Source organism: Ralstonia sp. 22086 (assembly GCF_052045975.1).
GTDB lineage: Bacteria > Pseudomonadota > Gammaproteobacteria > Burkholderiales > Burkholderiaceae > Ralstonia > Ralstonia wenshanensis.
On record NZ_JBQEPZ010000004.1, the window covers coordinates 281,674 to 301,659 of the forward strand.

General features: G+C 65.0%; 27 protein-coding genes. 2 read left to right on the forward strand and 25 right to left on the reverse strand.

All coding sequences use genetic code 11. The features are described from left to right. Positions 1–13: 13 nt before the first annotated feature. The 24 genes from ACTJK6_RS18580 to ACTJK6_RS18695 all read right to left on the reverse strand — a co-directional run bounded on the left by ACTJK6_RS18580 (position 14) and on the right by ACTJK6_RS18695 (position 17,582). On the reverse strand, positions 14–517 hold the full coding sequence (locus tag ACTJK6_RS18580) for a phage major tail tube protein (protein ID WP_322016903.1): 504 nt from the start codon (positions 515–517) through the stop codon (positions 14–16). Between the two features lie 12 nt (positions 518–529). Further along, entirely contained in the window at positions 530–1,693 is a 1,164-nt protein-coding gene (locus ACTJK6_RS18585; RefSeq protein WP_440839787.1) for a phage tail sheath subtilisin-like domain-containing protein, read from the reverse strand. A gap of 101 nt (positions 1,694–1,794) precedes the next feature. Continuing rightward, positions 1,795–2,031 carry a hypothetical protein gene (locus ACTJK6_RS18590; RefSeq protein ID WP_316664502.1) on the reverse strand — a complete coding sequence of 79 codons (237 nt, stop codon included), beginning with the start codon at positions 2,029–2,031 and terminating at the stop codon, positions 1,795–1,797. Positions 2,032–2,146: 115 nt separating this feature from the next. Then, entirely contained in the window at positions 2,147–2,854 is a 708-nt protein-coding gene (locus ACTJK6_RS18595) for a tail fiber assembly protein (protein ID WP_440839790.1), read from the reverse strand. Positions 2,855–2,862: 8 nt separating this feature from the next. Continuing rightward, on the reverse strand, positions 2,863–4,485 hold the full coding sequence (locus ACTJK6_RS18600) for a phage tail-collar fiber domain-containing protein (RefSeq protein ID WP_440839791.1): 1,623 nt from the start codon (positions 4,483–4,485) through the stop codon (positions 2,863–2,865). After that, positions 4,478–5,098 carry a phage tail protein I gene (locus tag ACTJK6_RS18605; RefSeq protein WP_440839792.1) on the reverse strand — a complete coding sequence of 207 codons (621 nt, stop codon included), beginning with the start codon at positions 5,096–5,098 and terminating at the stop codon, positions 4,478–4,480. The genes ACTJK6_RS18600 and ACTJK6_RS18605 overlap by 8 nt, the downstream gene beginning before the upstream one ends. Continuing rightward, positions 5,091–5,978, reverse strand: coding sequence for a baseplate assembly protein (locus ACTJK6_RS18610; protein WP_440839793.1), 888 nt, complete (start codon positions 5,976–5,978; stop codon positions 5,091–5,093). The genes ACTJK6_RS18605 and ACTJK6_RS18610 overlap by 8 nt, the downstream gene beginning before the upstream one ends. Continuing rightward, a complete protein-coding gene (locus tag ACTJK6_RS18615; protein WP_260803368.1) occupies positions 5,975–6,292 on the reverse strand; it encodes a GPW/gp25 family protein in 318 nt (105 codons plus the stop codon). Before ACTJK6_RS18615 ends, ACTJK6_RS18610 begins: the two co-directional genes overlap by 4 nt. 73 nt (positions 6,293–6,365) lie before the next feature. After that, a complete protein-coding gene (locus ACTJK6_RS18620; RefSeq protein WP_440839794.1) occupies positions 6,366–7,040 on the reverse strand; it encodes a phage baseplate assembly protein V in 675 nt (224 codons plus the stop codon). Beyond that, positions 7,021–7,533, reverse strand: coding sequence for a hypothetical protein (locus tag ACTJK6_RS18625; protein WP_440839795.1), 513 nt, complete (start codon positions 7,531–7,533; stop codon positions 7,021–7,023). Before ACTJK6_RS18625 ends, ACTJK6_RS18620 begins: the two co-directional genes overlap by 20 nt. Further along, positions 7,523–8,065: a phage tail protein gene (locus ACTJK6_RS18630; RefSeq protein ID WP_440839796.1), complete on the reverse strand. Its 543-nt coding sequence runs from the start codon at positions 8,063–8,065 to the stop codon at positions 7,523–7,525. The genes ACTJK6_RS18625 and ACTJK6_RS18630 overlap by 11 nt, the downstream gene beginning before the upstream one ends. Beyond that, positions 8,050–8,367: a head-tail joining protein gene (locus ACTJK6_RS18635; RefSeq protein WP_440839797.1), complete on the reverse strand. Its 318-nt coding sequence runs from the start codon at positions 8,365–8,367 to the stop codon at positions 8,050–8,052. Before ACTJK6_RS18635 ends, ACTJK6_RS18630 begins: the two co-directional genes overlap by 16 nt. 1 nt (position 8,368) lies before the next feature. Beyond that, complete coding sequence (locus ACTJK6_RS18640) at positions 8,369–9,370, reverse strand: major capsid protein (RefSeq protein ID WP_440839798.1); 1,002 nt, start codon at positions 9,368–9,370, stop codon at positions 8,369–8,371. A gap of 29 nt (positions 9,371–9,399) precedes the next feature. Beyond that, the gene (locus ACTJK6_RS18645) at positions 9,400–9,735 is read right to left on the reverse strand and encodes a head decoration protein (protein ID WP_440839799.1); all 336 of its coding nucleotides are present in this window, start codon (positions 9,733–9,735) and stop codon (positions 9,400–9,402) included. A gap of 23 nt (positions 9,736–9,758) precedes the next feature. After that, complete coding sequence (locus ACTJK6_RS18650) at positions 9,759–10,841, reverse strand: head maturation protease, ClpP-related (protein ID WP_440839800.1); 1,083 nt, start codon at positions 10,839–10,841, stop codon at positions 9,759–9,761. Next, positions 10,831–12,336 carry a phage portal protein gene (locus ACTJK6_RS18655; RefSeq protein ID WP_440839802.1) on the reverse strand — a complete coding sequence of 502 codons (1,506 nt, stop codon included), beginning with the start codon at positions 12,334–12,336 and terminating at the stop codon, positions 10,831–10,833. The genes ACTJK6_RS18650 and ACTJK6_RS18655 overlap by 11 nt, the downstream gene beginning before the upstream one ends. Next, positions 12,333–12,539: a phage head-tail joining protein gene (locus ACTJK6_RS18660; protein WP_045203149.1), complete on the reverse strand. Its 207-nt coding sequence runs from the start codon at positions 12,537–12,539 to the stop codon at positions 12,333–12,335. The genes ACTJK6_RS18655 and ACTJK6_RS18660 overlap by 4 nt, the downstream gene beginning before the upstream one ends. A gap of 8 nt (positions 12,540–12,547) precedes the next feature. After that, complete coding sequence (locus ACTJK6_RS18665; RefSeq protein ID WP_440839804.1) at positions 12,548–14,494, reverse strand: phage terminase large subunit family protein; 1,947 nt, start codon at positions 14,492–14,494, stop codon at positions 12,548–12,550. Beyond that, complete coding sequence (locus tag ACTJK6_RS18670) at positions 14,491–15,135, reverse strand: hypothetical protein (protein WP_440839805.1); 645 nt, start codon at positions 15,133–15,135, stop codon at positions 14,491–14,493. Before ACTJK6_RS18670 ends, ACTJK6_RS18665 begins: the two co-directional genes overlap by 4 nt. Before the next feature lie 294 nt (positions 15,136–15,429). Further along, positions 15,430–15,798: a hypothetical protein gene (locus ACTJK6_RS18675; RefSeq protein WP_440840046.1), complete on the reverse strand. Its 369-nt coding sequence runs from the start codon at positions 15,796–15,798 to the stop codon at positions 15,430–15,432. A gap of 31 nt (positions 15,799–15,829) precedes the next feature. Next, complete coding sequence (locus ACTJK6_RS18680) at positions 15,830–16,129, reverse strand: hypothetical protein (RefSeq protein ID WP_440839806.1); 300 nt, start codon at positions 16,127–16,129, stop codon at positions 15,830–15,832. After that, complete coding sequence (locus tag ACTJK6_RS18685; RefSeq protein WP_440839807.1) at positions 16,126–17,127, reverse strand: hypothetical protein; 1,002 nt, start codon at positions 17,125–17,127, stop codon at positions 16,126–16,128. The genes ACTJK6_RS18680 and ACTJK6_RS18685 overlap by 4 nt, the downstream gene beginning before the upstream one ends. 7 nt (positions 17,128–17,134) lie before the next feature. Continuing rightward, positions 17,135–17,323 carry a hypothetical protein gene (locus ACTJK6_RS18690; RefSeq protein WP_316880409.1) on the reverse strand — a complete coding sequence of 63 codons (189 nt, stop codon included), beginning with the start codon at positions 17,321–17,323 and terminating at the stop codon, positions 17,135–17,137. 10 nt (positions 17,324–17,333) lie between these two features. Continuing rightward, complete coding sequence (locus tag ACTJK6_RS18695) at positions 17,334–17,582, reverse strand: hypothetical protein (protein ID WP_316856962.1); 249 nt, start codon at positions 17,580–17,582, stop codon at positions 17,334–17,336. Between the two features lie 278 nt (positions 17,583–17,860). Here ACTJK6_RS18695 and ACTJK6_RS18700 point away from each other — a divergent pair, with 278 nt between their 5' ends. Next, positions 17,861–18,040, forward strand: coding sequence for a hypothetical protein (locus ACTJK6_RS18700; RefSeq protein WP_102079702.1), 180 nt, complete (start codon positions 17,861–17,863; stop codon positions 18,038–18,040). A gap of 268 nt (positions 18,041–18,308) precedes the next feature. Here ACTJK6_RS18700 and ACTJK6_RS18705 read toward each other — a convergent pair whose 3' ends face one another. Continuing rightward, positions 18,309–18,833, reverse strand: coding sequence for a phage regulatory CII family protein (locus ACTJK6_RS18705; RefSeq protein ID WP_440839809.1), 525 nt, complete (start codon positions 18,831–18,833; stop codon positions 18,309–18,311). Positions 18,834–19,411: 578 nt separating this feature from the next. Here ACTJK6_RS18705 and ACTJK6_RS18710 point away from each other — a divergent pair. Next, the gene (locus ACTJK6_RS18710; protein ID WP_440839810.1) at positions 19,412–19,900 is read left to right on the forward strand and encodes a hypothetical protein; all 489 of its coding nucleotides are present in this window, start codon (positions 19,412–19,414) and stop codon (positions 19,898–19,900) included. The last annotated feature ends 86 nt before the right edge of the window (positions 19,901–19,986 follow it).

The window sequence follows — 19,986 nt, forward strand, 5'->3', positions numbered from 1 at the left end:
CTCGTGTGGTGGCTTACAGGCCGATGGCGGCGCGCACTTCGGCGAGCTGGTCGACGCCGTCAATGACGCGCTTGCAGCCGAGCACGTCGATCTCATGCCAGACGCGGCCGTCGATTTCGAGCTTGTAGTAGTTGACGCTCAGGGAGTACTTGGATTCGGACTTCTCGCCCGGCTTCCAGGAGCCCGGATCGACCTCATACAGCATGCCGCGCAGGACGAGCACGACGCGGCGCGTCTTGCCATCGGTCGTGCGAAAAGCGCCGCGGAAAGTACCGTTGAAGGCGTTTTGATCCGCAAGGCCGAACAGTTTCAGTACAGCGGGCGCGAGCGTGACGAGCGAGAACGACGCTTCCATCGCCTCCATGCCCATGTCCAGCTTGACGGGCGCATCCATGCCGCCGGCGCGGTAGTCCTCGGTCTTGATCTTCAGCTTGGGCGGCGTGACCTCAGGCGCCTTGCCGGCAAGGCTGTTGCCATCCACAAACAGGTTGAAGTTGTAGAGTGTCTCGGGTACCAACATGCACCTCCGTTATTTGGTGTCGAGCACTTCGGTCAGCCACTCGTTGGTGACTTCGAAGCGGAAGATCGGGTTCTCTGCCGGGATGACGTCGGTAAAGCGCACGTTCCACACGACGCGGCCCTGCTCGATCTGGCTGGCGGTGTTCAGCACCGGGTCTGCGTAGACCTCGAAGTTGATCAGGGCACCCGCGTTGCGCTGGTCGCGCATGAACGCCTGCAGGCCTTCGGTGACGTCGTGGACGTACGTTTTGGTGATGCCACGGTCGATGGCCCATTTGTGACCGGCCTGCGCTGCATCCATGAGGATGTCGAGCGTGCGCACGCGCGTGACAAACGACCATTTCGGATCGGCCGACAACGTGCGGTTGCCCCACAGGCGATACCCGCCATCACGGATGATGGTGGCGATGCGGGCCTCGTTGAGCAGGTTGGCGCGGCAGGTCGGATCGTTGTCAAGAAACTCGATGGGCCGGCCGGTGCCGGTGATGCCGACGAATTCCTTGTTGGACGGCGACGCCCAGTAGCCGTACTCCGCATCGGTGTACGCAAACAGGCCAGCCACGTAGGCAGATGCCGGTGCATCGACCTCCGCATTGGCCGCGGTGTCCCACGTGCGCACACCCGGATCGACCATGTAGAGGCGCTTGGAGCCGAAGTTGCGTGCGTACGCGAGCGCGGCTTCGTCGGTGGTGTTCGGGCTGTCGATGATGCCGATGGCGCGCAGCTTGGAGGCCAGGGCATCAACGGCCGTGGCGACCGGCTGGCGCGCGGTGAACTGCGGCGCGATCAGCAAACGCGGCTGCACGTTGAAGCGGGATTTGGCATCGAGCAGCGATTGCAGGCCCGTGCGCATGCCGGCGCCGGTGGTGCCGCCAATCACGCTCGATGTGAGCGCATCAGCATCGTCGGACTGCGCGACGCCGGTGGCGACGATGACCGCAGAGGTGCGGGTATAGATGGCGTTGATGGCGCGCGTGATGGCGCTGTCCTGGCCGAAGGCCTGCGCCGCCTCGCGCGGGTTGGTGATTTGCACCGGCACATCGGGCTGCACGAGATCCGGGCCGGGGGTGTAGGTGTCTACCAGGCCGATGATGGACGAGGACGGCACCGCGATCGGGCGCGGGCCGGTGTCGACGATCGTGGTGGTGATGCCGTGGAAGAATGAAGATGCCATGCGGCTCCTCGATGGGATGTGGAAATGAAAAAGCCCCGCTCGATGGCGGGGCTTGCTGGGTACAGGGTTAGCGCGCTGACGGGCCAGCGCACTATGTCGACTTAGTTGTCGATGTCGATCTCGATGGGATAGCGCCCGTCGCGCGGCACATGCGCCTGCTGCGTGTGTATGGATTTCCCTGCGCTGTACACCGTGACGGTGTAAGTGCCCTCGGCGATCTCGATTTCCTTGCCGAAATCGACGCCGTTATGGCCCCAGCGCGCCGTACCGACGGTGACGGCCGGCCCGACGAGATTCTCTTTGTTGTGCCCCACAAGGGTGACGACGACTTTTGCCATGATTGCTCCTCAACTGTTCAGCGTGAAAGGGTCGTCATGGGCGCATGTGCATGACGCACGCCGATGACTCTCGTTACGGTAGGGAGCGGCGCGTCGGTTTCCTATGGGGCTTGCGTCATGTGTCGGAGGTCTGGGTGTCGGTGTTGTCGGCATCCACCGGCGCCTGGGCCGCCTCCGCGGCGGCTGCCTCCTCGGCGCGCTTTCTCTCAAGCTGCTCTGCCGCCGCCTGTTCGGCGAGCACCTGGGCCGTCACGGCTTCTACATCGGGTTCATCAGGCCAATCAATGCCCGCGGGGAAGGTCGGCGCAGACAGGACGCGCACAAGATCCATCTGATACGCAGCCCACGCTTTAAAGATTGCCACCTCCACATCGGACAGCAGTCCTGCGGCGTAGGCATCGGCTTTGCCGGCGTTGGCCAGTCTTGCGATTTCCATCTTTCCGTTGAAGACGGCCATCGCCTCATCGCGCGCTCGCTTGGCAACCTGCTCGGCGGACAACTGCCACCTGCCGTCTTTCCAGATATGTTCAGCGGAGGGACGCGGGTCAACTGTCAGCCCGATGTCTTGCGGGCGGATCCCGGGCGCGACGATCTCGGCCTGCTCGCCTGTGTCGGTTCGATACAGCACTTTGCCCCGAAAATCCGGCAGCAGCATCCATGCGCCGTCACGGAAGAACGGCCAGGTTTCGGCGGTGCGCTCCGGTAGCACCTGATCCGTTGCGAAGGCCGGCAGCAGCCAGCGCCCCGGAGCGCGCGGATCTGCATCGGCCAGTTGACTGCCGCAATATTGGCCGGTCTGGTTGTCGTAATGGTGAATCAACATGTGAACCCTCAGAATGCACGGATCATGGCGAGCAAGGCGACATTGCGCATGCGCGCCTCGGTGCCCCCGTCCGCGTTGATGGTGATGACGTGGCTATGAGAACCGTTGGCGCCGATGCCGACGTTGTGGCCGTGCGAACCGTTGCCGTCCAGGTACACGGTGTGGCTGTGGTTGCCGTCGGTGGTACTGGTGACCGACCAACTTCCGCCCGCATCGCGGTATGACCAAGCGCCCACCGGGGCGACGGGTATGCCACCGCCGATACCGTGGGCATGCGCGCCGCCCACCGACGTGGAGCCGGTGTGAGCGTGCCACCCCTGGGCGTCGGTCCACGCCAAGTGCGCGTGTTCGCCCGCCGCAGCGCTGGCGCCGGTGTGCGTGTGCTGCCGGTTCTGGCTGTCTTGCCACCTGCCGACGCCGCGCTTGGCATCGATGCCACGCCCATCATCCCAACACCGCAAACCTTCGCCCCGGAACTCCGGCAGTCGGAAGGTGGACTGTCCGTCTCCAATGGAAAAGCAGCCCCACGCGTTCGCAGACCACTCGGCCTCGGTAACCATGGCGCCGGTACCCGACGCATAGGCGAAGAGCTCCGGATAGTCAGCGCGCATGAGCAACGCTCCGTTGAGCCGCAAGCAGCCCGCGCGAGGCAGCGTGCGCACCTCAAAGAAGATGCGCCCAACCTCGTTGCCGGTGACTGCAGAAGCCACGTAGGCGCGCACGAAGGCGGTGTTTGCTGCCTGTAGGCTGTTATCGCCGATGGCAGGCGTCGGCACCCGCGGTGTACCGGTGAACTCGGGGCTGTCGGTTGCCGCAAGCTTGCGCCAAGGCACCCACGCCCCGTCTAGCAGGCGACGCGTATAGACATCATTGGTGTCTGCATGCGCAACCTGATAGACGGTGGTTCCGTGCTCGCGCCATACCTTCAGCAGGCCGCAGACGGAGGGCCCATTGATGTTCGTCGTGTTGTAGTAGTACTCGCCGGGCGCTGTCACCGCGTTCAGATCTCCCACAATGCCGTTGGTCAGGCTCAGATCTGCGCCGATACCCGCCGCCGTGCCTTGCAAGATCGTCACGGCATCGGCAATGCCGTAGCCCGCGAGGGTGGTGGCCTTATCCGCCTTCTCCTCGAGGGCGAGGCGCAGCTCCTGTACCTCGTCGTCGACATACTCGCGCGTTGCCACGACCACGGCCGGATCGATCTTCAGAACGATATTGCCGGCCGCCTTGTGGATCAGCATCATGCGGAAGAACTGGCCGCGCCCGGAGCCCTCTGCAAGCACGGGCTTGTAGCTGGGCGGCACGTTGGCGACCGCGAAGAGCTCGCCGTCTTCGTCGTACAAGCCCAGCTCGCGAGACCACCAGCCGCCGACCTCTTCAGGCAGGTAGACCTCGGCGATCACGATGCTCGGGTTCTTCTCGTCGCGGACGAGGCGATTCAGCGGCCGGCGGTGGCGTTCGCGCACGAGTGCGCGTTGCGCGGCGCTGGGCATCACATCCGCATCCGCGCCGCCATCGATGCCGCCATCGCCCACGGCCATTTCGGTGAGCGGGACCATCGTGTTGGAGACGAGCGTGCGGGCCATCTTGGCCTCGCCCGTCTCCGTCAAAGTCGCAAAGTACTTAGCCATTCGATACCGTAGTGATTTCAACAACGTGGGCGGCCACCGCGATGTGCGTGGCGCCCTCTGTGGCAATTGCCGTGGGCATGTACGGGTACACCGTCACCGTGTCGCCCTCCAGGCAGGCGGCGTGCGTGCCGGCGTAACCGGCAATCTCTGCACTGAGCGTGAGCCCTGTCAGGTGTCTTGATAGCGGCCGCACGTCGTCGACGATCTGCTCGATTTCGTCGTACGTCGCTTCAGTAGCGCCCGTGTTTTCGATGCCGACGTCGAGTGAGAACGTGCCGCGCCTGCCAGGTGGCTGCGTCTGCCACCACTCCCGAACGGTCAACCGGTATCCCAGCGGTTCAAGGGCGCGACGCAGCGCGCCTGCCGTGCCCTTGCGCTGGTGCACGGCGAATGCGTCTCGCACGACGCGCCGCTTGACCTCTTCGGGCCAGTTGGCGTTCCAGCGGTCAACCGAGCGGGCGCTTGCGAGGTATGGCAGCAGCGACACGGGGCACGTGTCCGCATCCCACAATTGATTGAGCGGAACGGGCGTATCGAGCAGCGTCAGGATGGTTTGCGCCAGTGCCCGCTCGAGCGGCGTTGCGTTGGCCGGCAGCAGCGTTTTGTCACTCATCCGCGCCCCCGACAACAACGTCGATGCCGGTGCAGTAAGACGCCTCTGTCAGGTCGACAATGATGTCTTCCGCAGGCGCGGTCACTTCGACGCGCTGCACGCCTGCTACGTGCGCGGCGGCGAAGATGGCAGAGCGCCGGACGTCCCGACCGATGCGGCGCTGCTCTTGCGCATAGGCTTGGAGCCGGTCCCATGCGGCCGCCACCATGGGCTCAGCCTCCGGGCCCGGGTAGTGGTACAGCACGACGCGCAGCCGGTACCGCAGGATGCGCGCCGCTTGTACGGTCAACCGGTCGGCCAGCGGGCGGACGTCTTCATCGCTTAACGCCAGCCGGACGCGCTCGACGAGCTCGTCAGATGCGGTGCCGTCGCCTTCGTTGCTGAGCACGGAAACGACAATCTCCGCAGGCGCCGGCGAGATTGCCCGCGCGTCTGCCACGCGGCCGTCTGCGGCGCGTGCGTGTAGCTCATACGCGGCGCGCGGGCCGGCGACGGAAAGGCGTTCGAATGCGCCCTGTGCGCGCGTGCGCAAGCTGGCTTCCGACTCCATGATGGGTGCGACGGGCGGGAACGCTTCCGGGTCGCCCGGCACGGCCACAAGCCGTTTCGTGTCCAGACCGGCGGCAAGGTGTTCGAGATCGGCGCCGACAGCAAAGCCCAGCATGGTCGAGCGCGCTGAGTCATTCACGTGCGCGCGCTGTTGTAGGTCGACGTACGCGAGCAGCTCGAGAAGCTTGACCACGGGGTCGGATTCCATGGTGGCGGACCACTCGGGACACAGCCCCATGAACGTTGCCAGGAGCCGCTGGTAGGACGCTTCAAAGTCGAGCGGTTCAACGACGTCGGGCGGTGGCAGTGCGGACAGGTCGATTACGCTCATGACAACACCTTCAGATCGACGGCTCGCTCGTTGTAGATGCCGACGACATGCCAGACCACTTTGCCGTCTTCAATGCCCTCCACCCGCACACGGGAGAGACGTAGACGCGGCTCCCAGCGTGTGATGGCGCGTGCGGCTTCGGCCTGTGCTGCGGCAACCCAGCCGCGCGTAATGGGCAGGTCCACCCGGTCGGGCAGATCGCTGCCGTAGTCGGGCCGCTCGCGGCGCGTGCCGCGTCGTGTGCTGAGGATGTCGGTCAGGCTCTGCAGCAAGTGGTCCATGCCCGAGAGCAGCGCGCCCGTGCGTCTGTTCATGCCGACGATGGCCACAGTGCCTCCAACGAAAAAAGGTGGCACATGGCCGCCTTGCGATTGATGATTGGGGAAACTAGAACGGCTCGCCCACCGGGGCGCCGTCGCCCTGCTCCATGTGCGAGTGGCCGCGCAGCGAAACATCACCGGCAACCACATCGTCGGTGGCCTGGATGCCGCCTTGAATGGCGACTGCGGTACCGCCTGCGGCGCCCTGCCCGGTCAGCCCCCCGAGGAACGCCAGCGCCTTCTCCACCAAGGCATTACCAGTGAAGGTGGACGCCGGCACGTCGGCCAGCAGTTGCGGCGCCTTCAACTCTGCGCCGTCGCTGCGCAGCGTGAGCGACGTATCCCCGACCTGCAGGACGATTTGACCGCCGGCCGGGACGGCGAGCCGATATTCGTGTGCGGCGTGGTCGTAATGCTCGCGAGCGCCGTCCGGGTAGTCGGAGGCGGTAACGTCTGCCGAATCGCCATTCGCACCGCCATGCTGGTCTGTGTAGAAGCCGGCCAGGACGAAGCCGCCTTCGAGGCAGCCTGATGGCGAGACGAGCAATGCCTGCTCGCCCGGTGATGGCGGGCGCCACTCACGCACGGCGCCGGCGGCACGCGACCACCACGGCAACCAGTCAGACGTCCAGTCAGCGACGGTGACGGTGCAGCGGGCGGCAACGACGTCCACCGCTGCGATGACGCCGGCCTGCACGATGCAGGCGAGGCGCCGGTCGGTTTCACCCGCTTCGTAGCTCATAGTCGGCCTCGGTGTGGCGCGGCTGGATGTCGAAATCGACGGTCGCGCCGCTGGTGTCTTCAAACGCCCATTCGGGCGGGCCGAGGTCGAACTCGTGTTTCCATTCGGCAGCGATGACGCTGTAGCCGTCGAGATCCGGACGCATGCCGTCTGGGTGGAAACCGTCGCTTTCCAGCTCGGCCATGGTGACGGGCAGGCCCCACGTCTGGTGGTGCAGAACCTTGATGAGCCGTGCGGCGAGTGCCCACATGGCGGCCTCGGCGTTCGGCTCGGTCGGGTCGCCAACGACGCGCAGCTCGATCACGATGTTGATGGGCGGTTGGCCTGTGCCGGTGTCGGTACCCGGGCGCAGCGCGCCGACGTACAGCAGGATGGCGGGCAGCGGCATGCTGTCTTCGATTTCAGGTGCCCAGCCGATGAGGGCGACGTCGGGGAATTGCGCTTTGAGGTGCGATTCCACGGCGTCGAACAGTTGCTGCAGATCAGCGAGCATGGCGGGTGGCCTTGAGGATTTCGTATTTCACTTCTTGCTCCAAGAGGACCATGAGGCGCGCTTCGATCTCAGCCGCGCCTTTGCGGAAGGCGGCTTCCCCCTTGTCTGCCCAGTCGAGTTTGACGGCCGTGATCGGCATGCGCGCCTTACCAACGCGGCGGAACACCTTGCCGTCGCTCTTGCTGCCGCGCGCACTTCGATAGATCCATGCCTTGTCAAAGCGGTGCCGGCCGACAGACACGCCGCGCCGCGTTTGGCGCGGGTTGCCGAGCCGGTGTGCCTCGACGGCGTTGAGGCCGAGCCAGACCTTGCCTTTGTCGGCGCTGCGCAGGAAGAAATAGAGCCGCTGGCGAACCAGTTTCTGCGTGATGTGCATCTCTGCGGAGACGTGCTTTGCGGTCTGGCCTTTCACCCAGTTGGCGCTTTTCTTCAACGCGCGGCGCCAGGCGTTGCGCATGGCGTCTTTGCCAAGGCTTGCGAGCGGCGCGAGCGCTGCGGCAATGTCCAGCTCGGCCTTTAACGTGACGGACATGGTTCTGGCCTCAATACGAGTTTGGTCATGCCGGAGCCGTCCGGCTGCAGTTCGACCACGCTGAACACGTCGCCCATGGCGCGCACGCGCGTGCGCGGGCGGACGCCTGCGGCATCGGCATCACGCAGGATCACGAACGGCTCGCGTAGCCCCGAGCGCTGGCCGCGTATGGGCTCGACGTCCAGCCATGGCGAATAGAACATGCCCATCACCGGATCAGTCTTGCCGTCGATCTGCACCTCGTCGGACAGCGCTTCGAAGACCGCCGTATCGAGGTCGGCCACGTGGTCACGAAACGTCATGTCAGGCGGCCTTGCCCGTGGTGGCCGCCAGCTTGATTACGGCGCGCGGGCGCGTGCACAGGTGCAGCGGGTTGGACTGCGCTTCCAGCTCGACGGCCTTGCCGAACTTGCCGGCTTCCTGCTTGGCGTAGTACGGCAGCCCGTTGGTGTTGACGGCTTCCATGTAGTCCGCCGGCGCGAAGCGGGTGATGAACAGTTCGGGCACGCCTTCGGGCACGGCGTAGGCTTCGTCGTCGCCGATGTAGCCGATGTTGCCGACGCGGCCGCGATAGCGCTCCCACGTGACGCCACCGAAGTCGAAGGTGTCGCGCGGGTCGCCACGCAGAGCGGCGGCCATCTGGGTGTTGAGGTACGTCTCGCGGATGTCCTTGGACGTCATCAGCTGACGCCAGAAGTTGCGCCCGCACAGCGCGCGCACGCCGGTATGCGGCGTGGCGCCCAACGAATCCTCGATCATGTCGAGCAGTTCCAGCGTGGAGGAACGCACGTCGCCGATGAGGATGGGCAGTTGCTGTTGCTTCAGCCCGAAACGCTCGAACAGATCAACCAGGACGGACTTGCCATCCGAGTCGAGGATCTGGCCCTTGATGGCGCCGATGCGGTGGAACTCGTGCGTGGCGTCGAGCTGGCGGCGCATCTTCTGCAGGCGCTTGCTGACCACGCTCTGCAGGGCTTCCAGTTCGGTTTCTTCGCCGAAGGCGCGTAGGTTCTGCACCTCGTCGGCCTTGATGGTGGCGATTTCCGGCAGGTGCACGGCGTTGAACGGAATCACCTGACGCTTGCTGCCGACCACAACCTGCCCGGGCGAGCCACGCTCTGCCGACGCAACGAGCTGCAGTTGTTCACCGTCGCGCTCGATCTGCGCAGTGGTGACGGTCATGCCCTCTTCTTCGAACAGGCCGAGGGCGGCCAGCCGCGAGGGCGTGGTTTCCAGCTCGTTGATGCTGGCGGTGAGCGACGTCATGGAAAAGGCGTCGTCATTGAACAGGGCCATATCAGCCATGGGGATCTCCTGAATTCGGGTGGGTGTGCTTAGCGAACGGCGATGAAGGCCGCGAGCAGGTCGGTGCGCGCTTTAGCGTCAAGGCCGGTCAAGCGGGCTTCGGCCACTTCCGCCAGGCGCACGATGCCGGTGGCGCGGCGGACGGTTTCCGAGGCGCTCAGCGGTGCGTAGAGGATGGCGGCGGCCTTGCCGTCGTCGGCGGTGCCGTACGGGACGTAGCCGGTGCCATCGGCCGCGTGCTCGAGCAGTTGGCCCGCAGGCAGCGCGTCGCCGGCGGCGACAGTGATTTGCTCGCGCGAGAGGCTGCCCGGCGCTTCGGTCAGCAGGAATTCGGCGGTCTGTACGCCTTGTGTCTGGATCTGCATCTTGGTGACTCCAATGGGTGGCTTCAGGCGAACGCCGAAGCGGTTTTCTTGCGGCGAGCGCTGTAGATGCTCGGGCCGTGCGGGCCGGTCTTGCGCTCGGTGGTTTCCTGCCCTGCCACCGGCTGGCGGTTGGACAGGCCGGGCGTGCTGCTGGCCATGACGCGGTCGTACAGCCGGGCGCGCACCTGCTCAGCGTTTAAACCGTCAGCAACGAATTGCGCAGCCAGTTCGGGCAGGTGCGCTGCCGTGCAGAGGCCGGCGATGTCTTTGGCGCGGGCGACAACGGCGTCGATGGCTTCGGTGCTGGCGAGCGCGCTGGATGACACGACCGCCTCGGCCAGTTGCGGCAGGCCTGCGGCGCGGCACGCTGCGAAGGCGTGTTGCGCCAGCGCGCCAGGATCGGGCGGCGGCGTGGTGGCGACTGGCGCTGCTGGTGCGGCCGCTTGCGGCGGCTCTGCCGGCGGGGCTTCGAGCGCTTTCAGCAACGCCTCCGGCGTGTGCTCGAAGCGTGCGAGCAGCTCTTCGGTGCGCACAGACGCCTGCAGCTTGACGGGCGCCTCGATCTGATCGGCAAAGCCGCGATCCTTCGCCTCGCTGGCCGTCATCCACGTCTCTGCGTCCATCATGGCGACGATCTCGTCGTCGGTCAGGCCGCACTTGTTGCGGTAGGCGGCGACGATGCCATCGCGCGTTTTGTCGAGCAGTTCGGCGGTCTTGCGCATTTGCGCGGCGTCGCCGGCGGCGATGGTCCAGGCGTTGTGGATCATCATCATGGCGTTCTCGGGCATGACGATGGTGTCACCCGCCATGACGACGAGCGAGGCGGCGGAGGCGGCAATGCCATCTACGCGCGCCGTCACCTTGCCGCTGTAGCGGCGCAGCGCGTTGTAGATGGCGAAGCCGTCGAACACATCGCCACCGCCGGAATTGACGGCCACGAGGATCTCGTCGGCGTCCTTCGCCACGGCGTCCAGCTCGTTGACGAAGGCCTTGGCGGTGGTGCCCCAAAAGCCGATGTCGTCATAGATGCGCAATTCCGCGACCGTCTTGCCGGCGGCGTTGCGCGCGGCCTTGAGGTCGTACCACTTCCTCTGTTTAGCTTTCATCGTTGGTGTGTTCCTGGTTGTCGGTCACGTTGCCGGCGCTGTCACGCATGCGCGGATCAGAGTCGAAAACGAGGCCGAGCCGGTCTGCGCGTTCGAAGTCGGCCGCGTACTCGGCATCGGTGGTTTCCGGGTCCTCGCCTTGGGCGAGGATCGTGGCCGAGCGGCTGGCCAGCCCGGCGCGGATGGCGATGCGCTGGGCCTGCACGTCTTGCAGCGGGTTGATGTACGGCCAGCCTTGCGGCACCCAGCGCACGCGCAAATAGAGGCGCCGGTCCCGGTAGTAGTTGGGCATGGGCAACACACCCGACAGCGCGACTGCATCCGTCCAGGCGGCCCACACGGGGCGGCAGTACTGGTGGATGAAGACGTTCCACTGCAACTGCTCGAGCTGGCGCCGGAATTCACCGAGGATCACGCGCAAGGCACGGTCGCTAACGTCGCGCAGGTCGCCGGTGAGCACTTCGTACGGCAGGCCGACGGATGCGGCTGCAGCCATGAGTTGCTGGCGCATGAAGGGGCCGTAATCGGTGCCAGCGCCCGGCGGTTCGGCGAACTGCACTTCCTCGCCGGGGAGCAGTTCCTGCAGGGAACCGGGCTCCATGGATGTGAGCGCTGTGCCGTCGCCGTCGAACTCGACTGGCTGGCCCGTCAACGTATCCAGCTTCACGCTGGTGGGCGCTGGCCGGGTGATAAAGCCGGCGAACAGGTTCGCCACCTCCTGCCGCACGAGCACAGCGTCGTCGAAGCTGTCGAGCGTGTGCAAGCGCAGGAGCACCGTCGCCAGCGACGAGCACCCGCGCACTGCACCCGGCCGCACCGGCTCGAATACATGCTGGATCTCGGCGGCTGGCACGCGGACCGTGCCGGCCTGCGTGGTGGCCCGGCCTGCCTCGCCGGGGTGCCGCCGGTGCAGGTGGTAGGCAACGCGATCGCCATCGCGGTCGAACTCGACGCCGGAGACGATCTCGCCGCCGTTGGGCAGCATCTGATTCAAGTTGGCCGGCAGGTGGTCGGCTTCGAAAAGCTGCACCTGCAGCGGCACGCACAGGCCACGTTCCGGGCGGCGGGGGCGGACGCGGTTCAGAACCTCCCCATCGGTGAACAGGGAGCGCGCAGCCAGCGTCTGCAGGCCGTAGAAGTCGAGCAGGCCATCGGCGTCGGCTTCCGGTACCCAGTCGCTCCAAAGCTCTTTGAGCGTCGTGCGCACTTCGAGATCCGGATGCATCGGGTGCGGGACGATGCCGGTGCCGATAGCGTTGGCCACAAGGCCGGCAATCGCCTTTTTGGCCCACGGGTCATTACGGACGGCGCCACGGGCGCGCGTGCGGATGGTGCCCAGATTCTGTGTGACAGAGGCGTTTGGCCCGGCGCCCGAGGTGCGCCAGGCGCGACCACGGCTGCCGGTGGTGCCGCCCGCTTCATACGCCTGCGCCCGAACCGCCCGCTCCGCCGGCAAGACGAAACCAAGCTGGCCCAGCGCAGGGAAACGGGTCATGTGACCCCCTTGCCCGCCGAGCGCAGCCGGATCACGCGCGATGCCGGTGCGGCGTCTTCAAGATTGCGGACGATCTCGCTACGGATGCGCAGCATTTCGTCCACGGAGCGGTAGCGGGCGCGCCGGTCCTGAAACTGAACCTCGAGCTCGCCCTTCACCAGTGCACGCTCGATGCGCTGGAGATCTTGCTTTGTATAAGCCATGCGGTTCTCTATCGTCGTTTGAGGTAGCGCGATGCGGCCACGCGGCGGCGTGTGTGCGCGGCGCGCGGCGGCTCGATGGCCAGTGGTGCGGCAGCCTCTTGTGGTGCTTCAGCGTTGACGGGCGCGGCGGTGAACAGGCTGCCTTGATCGAAGTGCAGCCGCAGGCGGCGCCAGTCGGGTTCCTGATACTTGTGCACGCCGAGGTAATACGCGGCGGCGAGGTTGTAGACGTTCAAGTCCAGGATCTCGTTACGGTCGCCGCGCGCCTTGACCCATTCGGTGCGCGGGAAGCCTTTCACGTAGCGCACGATCTGCTTCTCGGCGGTGAGCTGCTTGTAGAACTCCATGGGGAGATCATTCGAGAAGTGCAGCGCGCCGGGGCCGCTGGTCAGCTTGAAGCGGTTGTAGATCCAATCCTTGGCGGTGTCGGTGCCGACGATCCAAAGCTCAGCGCCGTCGACTTCGGTGGTGCCTTGCCATGTGACATCCACGCGCGACGGGCGCTGCGCGATCACGGGCCGGTTGGGCTTGCTGGCGCCCTTTACTGCCAGCACGTGGCGCCACTGACGCAGGCGCGTGAAGTGATACACGTCTTGCGTGTGGCTGCCGCCGGAGTCGATGGCCACGGCGCGGATCTGCATCTCTTTGCCCGAGGCGTGCAGGAACGTAGCCTGCAGAGCTTCGTCCAGCGTGGCCCACAGCGTGGCGTCCGACGGGTCGCCCATGAAGACCTGGTGGTCGATCGTCCAACGCTCCATGCCCTCGCCCCAGCCCATGATGAGCAGTTCGAGGCGGTCGTCTTGGGTATCGACGGCGGCGGTCAGCAGCAGCGCGCCGGCGGGGACGGTGCGCAGGCGGTAGTCCTCGGCGCGGTCGCGCAGCTCGTCTGCGCTGGTGCGCTGCTGGGCGTTGTCCCACAGGCGGGCGAGGCGCGTGTTGTAGAACACCTGCATCAGGCCGGGATCGCCCTTTTCCATCGCGAGCTTGGCCTCGCGATGTTCTTTAACGAGGGCGCGCCAGGACACCCAGCCGAGCGGCGCGTACATCGTCGACAGGTGGAAACCCACGGTCTCTCCGTCGCCCTGCCCGTGGGCGATCCAGCGGCCGGTCTTGTAGAGCGCGGGCTTTTCGTGCTCGCGGATCTTGTAGAAGCACGCGGGGCATTCGCAGTAGACGTCGCTCAGATCGTCACTGGCGCGCAGCTGCTCGAATTCGAGGATGTGCTCGTGGCCGCAGTGCGGGCAGGCCACGTAGTAGTGGCGCTGGTCGCTCTGCGCGTACAGCTCGGCGATGCGCGAGGCGCCGTCGATGGTGGGCGAACTCGAGTAGTAAAACTTGGCGTTGCGGCCGAAGGTGCTGGCGCGCTTTTCGGCGATGCCGATGGGGTCGCCTTCGTTGTTGAGGTCGCGCACCCAGCGGTCGATTTCGTCGCCGTACACGTAGCGCGCGGAGACCTCGGCCAGGTTGGCGGCAGAGCCGGCTGTGTTGATGAACAGCGTGCCCTTGCGGAAGTCTTTGCGCTCGGCGGTGTTGGCGGCGTCGCGCGAGCGGGCAGATGCGATGCGTTCACGCAGGACCGGTACGACATCGAGCGTCTTTGCCACACGGGCGGAGAAGCGGCGTGTGAGGCTGAGCGTCGGTTGCAGCGCGAGAAAATTGGCCGGGGCGCGATGGATCGTCGCCGAGATCCAGTTCAACCCGATCTGCGTCTTGAACAACTGCGACGCGACCATGGCGACCACGCGCAAACACGGGTGCGCAGGCGACAGGCACTGCATGGGCTCGACGGCGTATGGCGTGCGCGCGGAGCGGTATGGCCCGGTTTCGGCGGCGCCCGACTCATCGGGGATCACCATGAATTCTTCGGACCACTGGTCTACCCACAGCTCGGGGTCAGGCTTGAGGCCGGCCAGGAAGGCGCGGGCGAACAGTGCGGCTCCGTCGGGATGGCTCACGATGTGTCGATGGGCTCCATGGAGCCGTACCTCTCTTTCCCCGCGCGTGACAGGTCGGCCAACTTGCCGCGGTCGGGATCGTTGATGGATTCAGAAAGCACGTTTGCGCCGTGGGAGATCATGTCGTCGAGCACCTTGCGCAATGCGGCTTCGAGGTGGCGCTCGACGGCCCATGGGTCGGTCATCGAAGCCAGCTCGGGGGCGATCTGGCGCGGTAGGCCCATGATGCGATCGCGCAGGTTGGCGCCGATCTTTTCGGCGGCGTCTTCTACGGCAATGCGGCTGACCAGTAGGCCGGAGACCCATTGGTATTCAGTGCGGGCAAGCTGTGCCTGGTAGTACTCGCGTTCGGCGCGGGCGGCTTGGAAGTCGTGGCCGAGCGATGGGTCGGCGTCGGGCGTTGTGTCTCTGGCGCTGTAGACGTCGCGGTCGATGCGTGCGGCTTCGTGGCGGGCGCGGACGGCTTCTTTGGCTGGGTCTGCGCCGCGTTTGATCTTCGCGAGCGTGGCATCGACATCGACGAGCTTGCCGTCGGTCGTGGTGACCAGCTTCCCTTCTTTGCCGAGCTTGGTGACGTAGCTGGGCGACCAGTTCTGGCGCGCCGCGAACGCAGAGCGCGTCAGGAGGATCGTTTCAATCATGATTTCACCATTTCACCTCGCCGGAGGTGAATTTCACTAAGCTGGAAAACTGGCCGCTAACGAAGAATCGCGGGTCCGCTCACCCGCAGTACCCCATGAGCCGAGGGGCCCCCTGGCTTTCCGGGGGGGGCGAGGCCCGTGAGCTCGCGTGGCCCGACGCCCCGCCCGGCAGTCCGCCGAGCTCCAGCGAGCGCGCAAACAAAAAGCCCGACACGGACAACCGGTCGGGCTTTCGTTTTCTATGGGCGTGCGTCGTCCCACGAACCGAACTTTAAGCGACGCCCCCGCACCCCATCAATACTCGACACCGAATTTAACAATCCAAGGCCTGATCGCCATCTTCGCCGCCGCATACACCAACGGCTGCCGCAGCCCCGCACGCGGGTTCCGCCAGACACCCGGCCCACGCCGGTTCCGACACTCCACCCGAATCGCCAGCGCATGGTCGCCCGAGATCGCCTCAATCGCCGCCGCCACCTGCTGCATCTGCCACGCATCCACGCTCGCCTCGTGGATGTCATCCGTCGACATCCACTGCCGCGAGCTGGCCGACCCGCCGCACGTCGCATCCCGGTTCGAATACCACTTCTCGCCTGAGTACTGCGCCTCCCAGCAGAACCACGCGAACAGCAGATCATCGAGCGCCTGATCCTCGCTCGTCACCAACGCAGATCGCCTCGTCACCTCACGCGGCTTAACGCAATACATCCTGCCTCCTCGATCCGACGATTTCGCGCATGCGCGCAAGTTGCTGCTCTGCCTGCACCACAGACGGCGGCGCCCCCACCAACGGCGCCTGCGGAATCGGCGGCAGATGCTCCACCACCGCCACCCGCCAGAGCGCAGTCCACCGCTCCTCCGCATCAGCCCAGCGCGCCGCCCCAACGGCACGCATCCCAAACCGCACCGCCGACCAGAACACCGCCCGCGACGGCCACTCACCTTTGCCGCACGCCGCCAGCGCCGCCGCGTTGAACGCTTCCTCAGCCGTCATGCCGCACCTCGCTGCAAGCTCGCCGGCCGCAACCGCCCCGCATGCCACGGCAGCCCAGCCACCGCCTGCTCCGCCTGCGCCTGCAACCGCGCCAACGCCTCATCCTGCTGAAGCCGCAGCGCCCTCGCCCGCTCTCGCGATTCCCGCACGGCATTGGCATACGACGGCACCCAATCCGGATCGCTCGCCCGCTTCGCGTGGTACGCCAACATCGCAAACGGATCGTCCACACCACCAGCCGCCATACGGCCCCGCCATTCGTCGATCACCACCTGCCGCATGGCCATGGGTGCCCTGGCCACAATCTGCGCAACACGCGCCCGCTCCGGCCCTCTCAGGTCAACCGGCCAAGCAAGGTCTGCTTGCCACGCCACGCCTTGCCCATCCTCACTCTCTGCAAGCCCATCCCCAACCACACTCGCGTTCTGACCACGTTCCTCTGAGAGCCGGTGCCGCCGCGTGCCCCGACGGTGTTGGGGGCCGTTTCGATCCTCCCGCGCCGCAGGCGTGGGGGACTCAATCTCCTTCTTCTCACGCCCCCGGCGTGGGGGGTTAGGGGGGTTGGTTTTAAGGGTGTTACCGGAATACGGATGTGTGGCGGCTTTCGCGTTATCCACAGACTCGGGCACATCCTTAAAACCCGCGTCAGCATTGAACTCGTAGCCATCCTGCCGGTGTATCGAACCTCGACCGGCTTTCTTTTGGACGCACGAATCCGTATCCGCCAACGGGCACGCAAAAACAAGCTCGTACTGCCCGCCAAGCCGGCGCAGCAGCCCCAGCTTCTCCAACTGCGCCAGCATCCGCTGCAGCTTCGACTTGTCATGCGCCAGGTAGCGCACGCCACGGCGCGCAGTGCGCTCCGTCCACTCACGCAGCGCCTGATACGAGATCCGCACCACGCGGCCCACCACACCCGTACGGAAGTCCATACGCGGGCGCAGCGCCACCAGGTACAGATGCGCGATCTCCGCACCCGCCCCAGCCAGCGCGCTCAACTCAAGATCATTGATGCGATACGCCGACACCCTCGCCTCCATAGGTGCGCGTCAAGCCCATATACCCCGCCAGCCACGCCGCGTGATGCGCGCTGCCAACCGGATACTCGTTCGCCTCATCCAACGCGCGGCCAGACAATGCAGCCGCCCTGCCCTTGGCCCAAACAGCGCCAACGGCCTCGATAGGAATGTCCATGGAATCGCCCTTACAACCGCAGCGGTGCGGCCTTACACAGCACATCAAACACCGCCACAAACTCCGGCGACGTCGACGCAACAACAGTGGATCGAAAAGCGAGGCGCTCCGCCTCAGTAGAAATCGCGCGATAACGCGACGCGCAGGCCAACGCCAGCGCAGAAGACTCACCAGCCGCATTGAACGGCCAAAACACATCAGCCAACGGCCACGCGCAAGCATCAAGAAGATGCTCCGCAAACTTCGACAGCACCGGCAACCCGCGAGGCTTGAACGCCCCCGCAATGCGATGCCACGCACAACACATCTGGTCCACCCGCTCGCACGACAGGCCCACAGCAACACGCCCCGCCTTGCAGCACGTCATACCGTGTGAAAAGCGTGGCGTGTTGTCTTGCTTCTGTGTCATGCGATGCCGAACCCTGTCAAAAATCGATACAACGTGGCGTTGCAGGTTGCCGCCCGAACTGCTGGCGGCAACACTCCGTCGTCGGATCGATGAACCCGACCAAACGCCAACCCTTTCAACGAGGAAGCATGGAACTCAAAGACGCACGCGATGACGCAAAGAAATTGCTCATGACACTAATTGAGCAACAGCCCGCCATGTTTGGATCTGCGAACGCTCCCAACGGGCGCGCTGGCGAGACTGCGGCGCATTTCTGCTCGATGTTTATCGAGACCTACGCCGCCTACCTTGTCAAAACGACCGAGTAACCTCGGCCAGTAGCCTTAGCTCGCGCGTCAGGGCCTCACGAGCCACCGTTAGACGCGCGGGCATATCGAGAAGTGGGTCAATGTCCGCCACCACTTTCGCGCACAGCACATCAGCAATTTTCTTGGCATGCTCAGGCGACAACTTCGCCTGCCCACCGCAATTTTCTTTACAGCCTTGCATTACTTCTCCTATGCGCTCACGCGCTCAAAAAACAGCCAACGCACCCGCATCGGCTGACACATGCACAACGAACAAACATCAGGCGAATCACGCCTTGCCACGCAACCGCTGCAACCGCTCCGCATCACGCTGCGCACGCACGCGCAGCAGCTCACGCAGCACCATCACAGAAGCCGTCGCCTCTTCAAACTCCCGCTCCAGCTTCCGCATCTCACCCTCGGAGAGATGGTTGTCCGCCAGCGCCGCAGACATCGCGCGGCTCACATCGCCCACTTCGGCAAGCACGATGCAAAGCGCCTCATACAGATCCGTATTCGGCAGATCCTCACGGGCTACCTCCGGCAGCGGAATCGCCACCATCCCGTGACGCCAGCACAGCGCCTGAATCGGCAGCTTCGCGTTCGGCACACCAGCGCCCTCCGCGTGCTCCACAATCACCGACACCTCTTCAAACGACACGTAGTTCGTCTGCACGTGCGGCAGCAGCTTGTTGCGCAGCACCGCGGCCGACTTGTCCATCCGCGCGGCCAATCCTTCAACGCCGCCGGGGTAACCACGCGCCACCCAGTAGAGCGCGTCGTGTTGGTTGATCTCGGAATAGTGGTGGCTCAATTTGTCTCTCCTAAAGAAGCTGTCATGGGCGGGCTGTGCGGGTCGCACTACCGGCGGTTTTGGTGGGCGCGTACACTTGCCTCATCGTTGGAATGGCAAGATCCAGCGCCCAGAAGCTGACGGCTGAATGCCCTCGTTGCCGAGCAGGCACTGCTTGCCCGACTCACGCGATGAATGCGCCGAAGACGGCCCCGCGATGCCACAGCCGGTATCATTCGAGGCTTGGGCCGCATTGGCCGTTGGTGTAGCCGTGTGGACGGCGCGCGGACAGAGACAAGCTCGGGCCAGATCAGATGCCAGTCATCGGGACGAAGGTGTTTGCGCGTAACGAGCGCACACGTCTCCCTCTCAATGCCGACGCAGAACAGCGGCCCCAGCCGGATGCAAAGGCTGATTGCCTTGCGCAGATAGCGGATCGTCGTGCCACACAAGCGCGCGAATTCCGCCTGTTCATCCGGGGCCATTGCGTTTAAGTAAGCCCGCAGGTTTTCCATGCGACGATGGTACCCACGGGTATTTTTTATCTCAATACCTTGACGGGCCGTATCCGCGAAAAACAGGGCCGGAATTTGTAAAGAATGGATAAGTACGAACGACGTCGGCAGCGGCTGGACCAGATTCGCGCCTCGCGCTTCGAGGGCTCGATCGTCAAACTCGCGCAAGCAATCGGCAAAGCGCCGTCATACGTCGGGCGCATGCTGTACGAAGAAGGCAAAGCCGGTGGCAAGCGCATCGGTGAAGACGTCGCACGCGAGATCGAGCAAGCGCTCCACCTGCCGCCTTTCTCCCTCGATGCAGAAGACGAGGCGCCGCCAGCGCCGGACCTTGGCGCACTGGCAATCAGTGCACTGAATAATTTGTCCGAGCGAGAAATCGAAGCCGCGATTGCGACCCTTGAAGCAGTGCTTGCTGCGAAAAAGCAGCTCAAAGGCGGCGCGCGGCTTGTCGGGTCAGACGGACCGAAGGCAAAGCGCTTCGAGGAAGCGCCGGCAGAAGTTGCCGAGCCATCCGACTACGGCTACCCCCCTCTTCCCAAAGCAAAGGCTCAGCGCAAGCGCGCCAGTTAAAGAATCCCGCTTTGGCGGGATTCTTTTCGTGTTGAGACGAATGCGAATAGGGGAATTCATATTCTATTGTTGGCCGCCCGCTAACA

Coding starts and splice junctions, on each gene's coding strand:
- ACTJK6_RS18585 (WP_440839787.1), bottom strand. CDS start 1,693: ATGGCATCTTCATTCTTCCACGGCATCACCACCACGATCGTCGACACC.
- ACTJK6_RS18590 (WP_316664502.1), bottom strand. CDS start 2,031: ATGGCAAAAGTCGTCGTCACCCTTGTGGGGCACAACAAAGAGAATCTC.
- ACTJK6_RS18595 (WP_440839790.1), bottom strand. CDS start 2,854: ATGTTGATTCACCATTACGACAACCAGACCGGCCAATATTGCGGCAGT.
- ACTJK6_RS18600 (WP_440839791.1), bottom strand. CDS start 4,485: ATGGCTAAGTACTTTGCGACTTTGACGGAGACGGGCGAGGCCAAGATG.
- ACTJK6_RS18605 (WP_440839792.1), bottom strand. CDS start 5,098: ATGAGTGACAAAACGCTGCTGCCGGCCAACGCAACGCCGCTCGAGCGG.
- ACTJK6_RS18610 (WP_440839793.1), bottom strand. CDS start 5,978: ATGAGCGTAATCGACCTGTCCGCACTGCCACCGCCCGACGTCGTTGAA.
- ACTJK6_RS18615 (WP_260803368.1), bottom strand. CDS start 6,292: ATGAACAGACGCACGGGCGCGCTGCTCTCGGGCATGGACCACTTGCTG.
- ACTJK6_RS18620 (WP_440839794.1), bottom strand. CDS start 7,040: ATGAGCTACGAAGCGGGTGAAACCGACCGGCGCCTCGCCTGCATCGTG.
- ACTJK6_RS18625 (WP_440839795.1), bottom strand. CDS start 7,533: ATGCTCGCTGATCTGCAGCAACTGTTCGACGCCGTGGAATCGCACCTC.
- ACTJK6_RS18630 (WP_440839796.1), bottom strand. CDS start 8,065: ATGTCCGTCACGTTAAAGGCCGAGCTGGACATTGCCGCAGCGCTCGCG.
- ACTJK6_RS18635 (WP_440839797.1), bottom strand. CDS start 8,367: ATGACGTTTCGTGACCACGTGGCCGACCTCGATACGGCGGTCTTCGAA.
- ACTJK6_RS18640 (WP_440839798.1), bottom strand. CDS start 9,370: ATGGCTGATATGGCCCTGTTCAATGACGACGCCTTTTCCATGACGTCG.
- ACTJK6_RS18645 (WP_440839799.1), bottom strand. CDS start 9,735: ATGCAGATCCAGACACAAGGCGTACAGACCGCCGAATTCCTGCTGACC.
- ACTJK6_RS18650 (WP_440839800.1), bottom strand. CDS start 10,841: ATGAAAGCTAAACAGAGGAAGTGGTACGACCTCAAGGCCGCGCGCAAC.
- ACTJK6_RS18655 (WP_440839802.1), bottom strand. CDS start 12,336: ATGACCCGTTTCCCTGCGCTGGGCCAGCTTGGTTTCGTCTTGCCGGCG.
- ACTJK6_RS18660 (WP_045203149.1), bottom strand. CDS start 12,539: ATGGCTTATACAAAGCAAGATCTCCAGCGCATCGAGCGTGCACTGGTG.
- ACTJK6_RS18670 (WP_440839805.1), bottom strand. CDS start 15,135: ATGATTGAAACGATCCTCCTGACGCGCTCTGCGTTCGCGGCGCGCCAG.
- ACTJK6_RS18680 (WP_440839806.1), bottom strand. CDS start 16,129: ATGACGGCTGAGGAAGCGTTCAACGCGGCGGCGCTGGCGGCGTGCGGC.
- ACTJK6_RS18690 (WP_316880409.1), bottom strand. CDS start 17,323: ATGGACATTCCTATCGAGGCCGTTGGCGCTGTTTGGGCCAAGGGCAGG.
- ACTJK6_RS18700 (WP_102079702.1), top strand. CDS start 17,861: ATGGAACTCAAAGACGCACGCGATGACGCAAAGAAATTGCTCATGACA.
- ACTJK6_RS18710 (WP_440839810.1), top strand. CDS start 19,412: ATGGATAAGTACGAACGACGTCGGCAGCGGCTGGACCAGATTCGCGCC.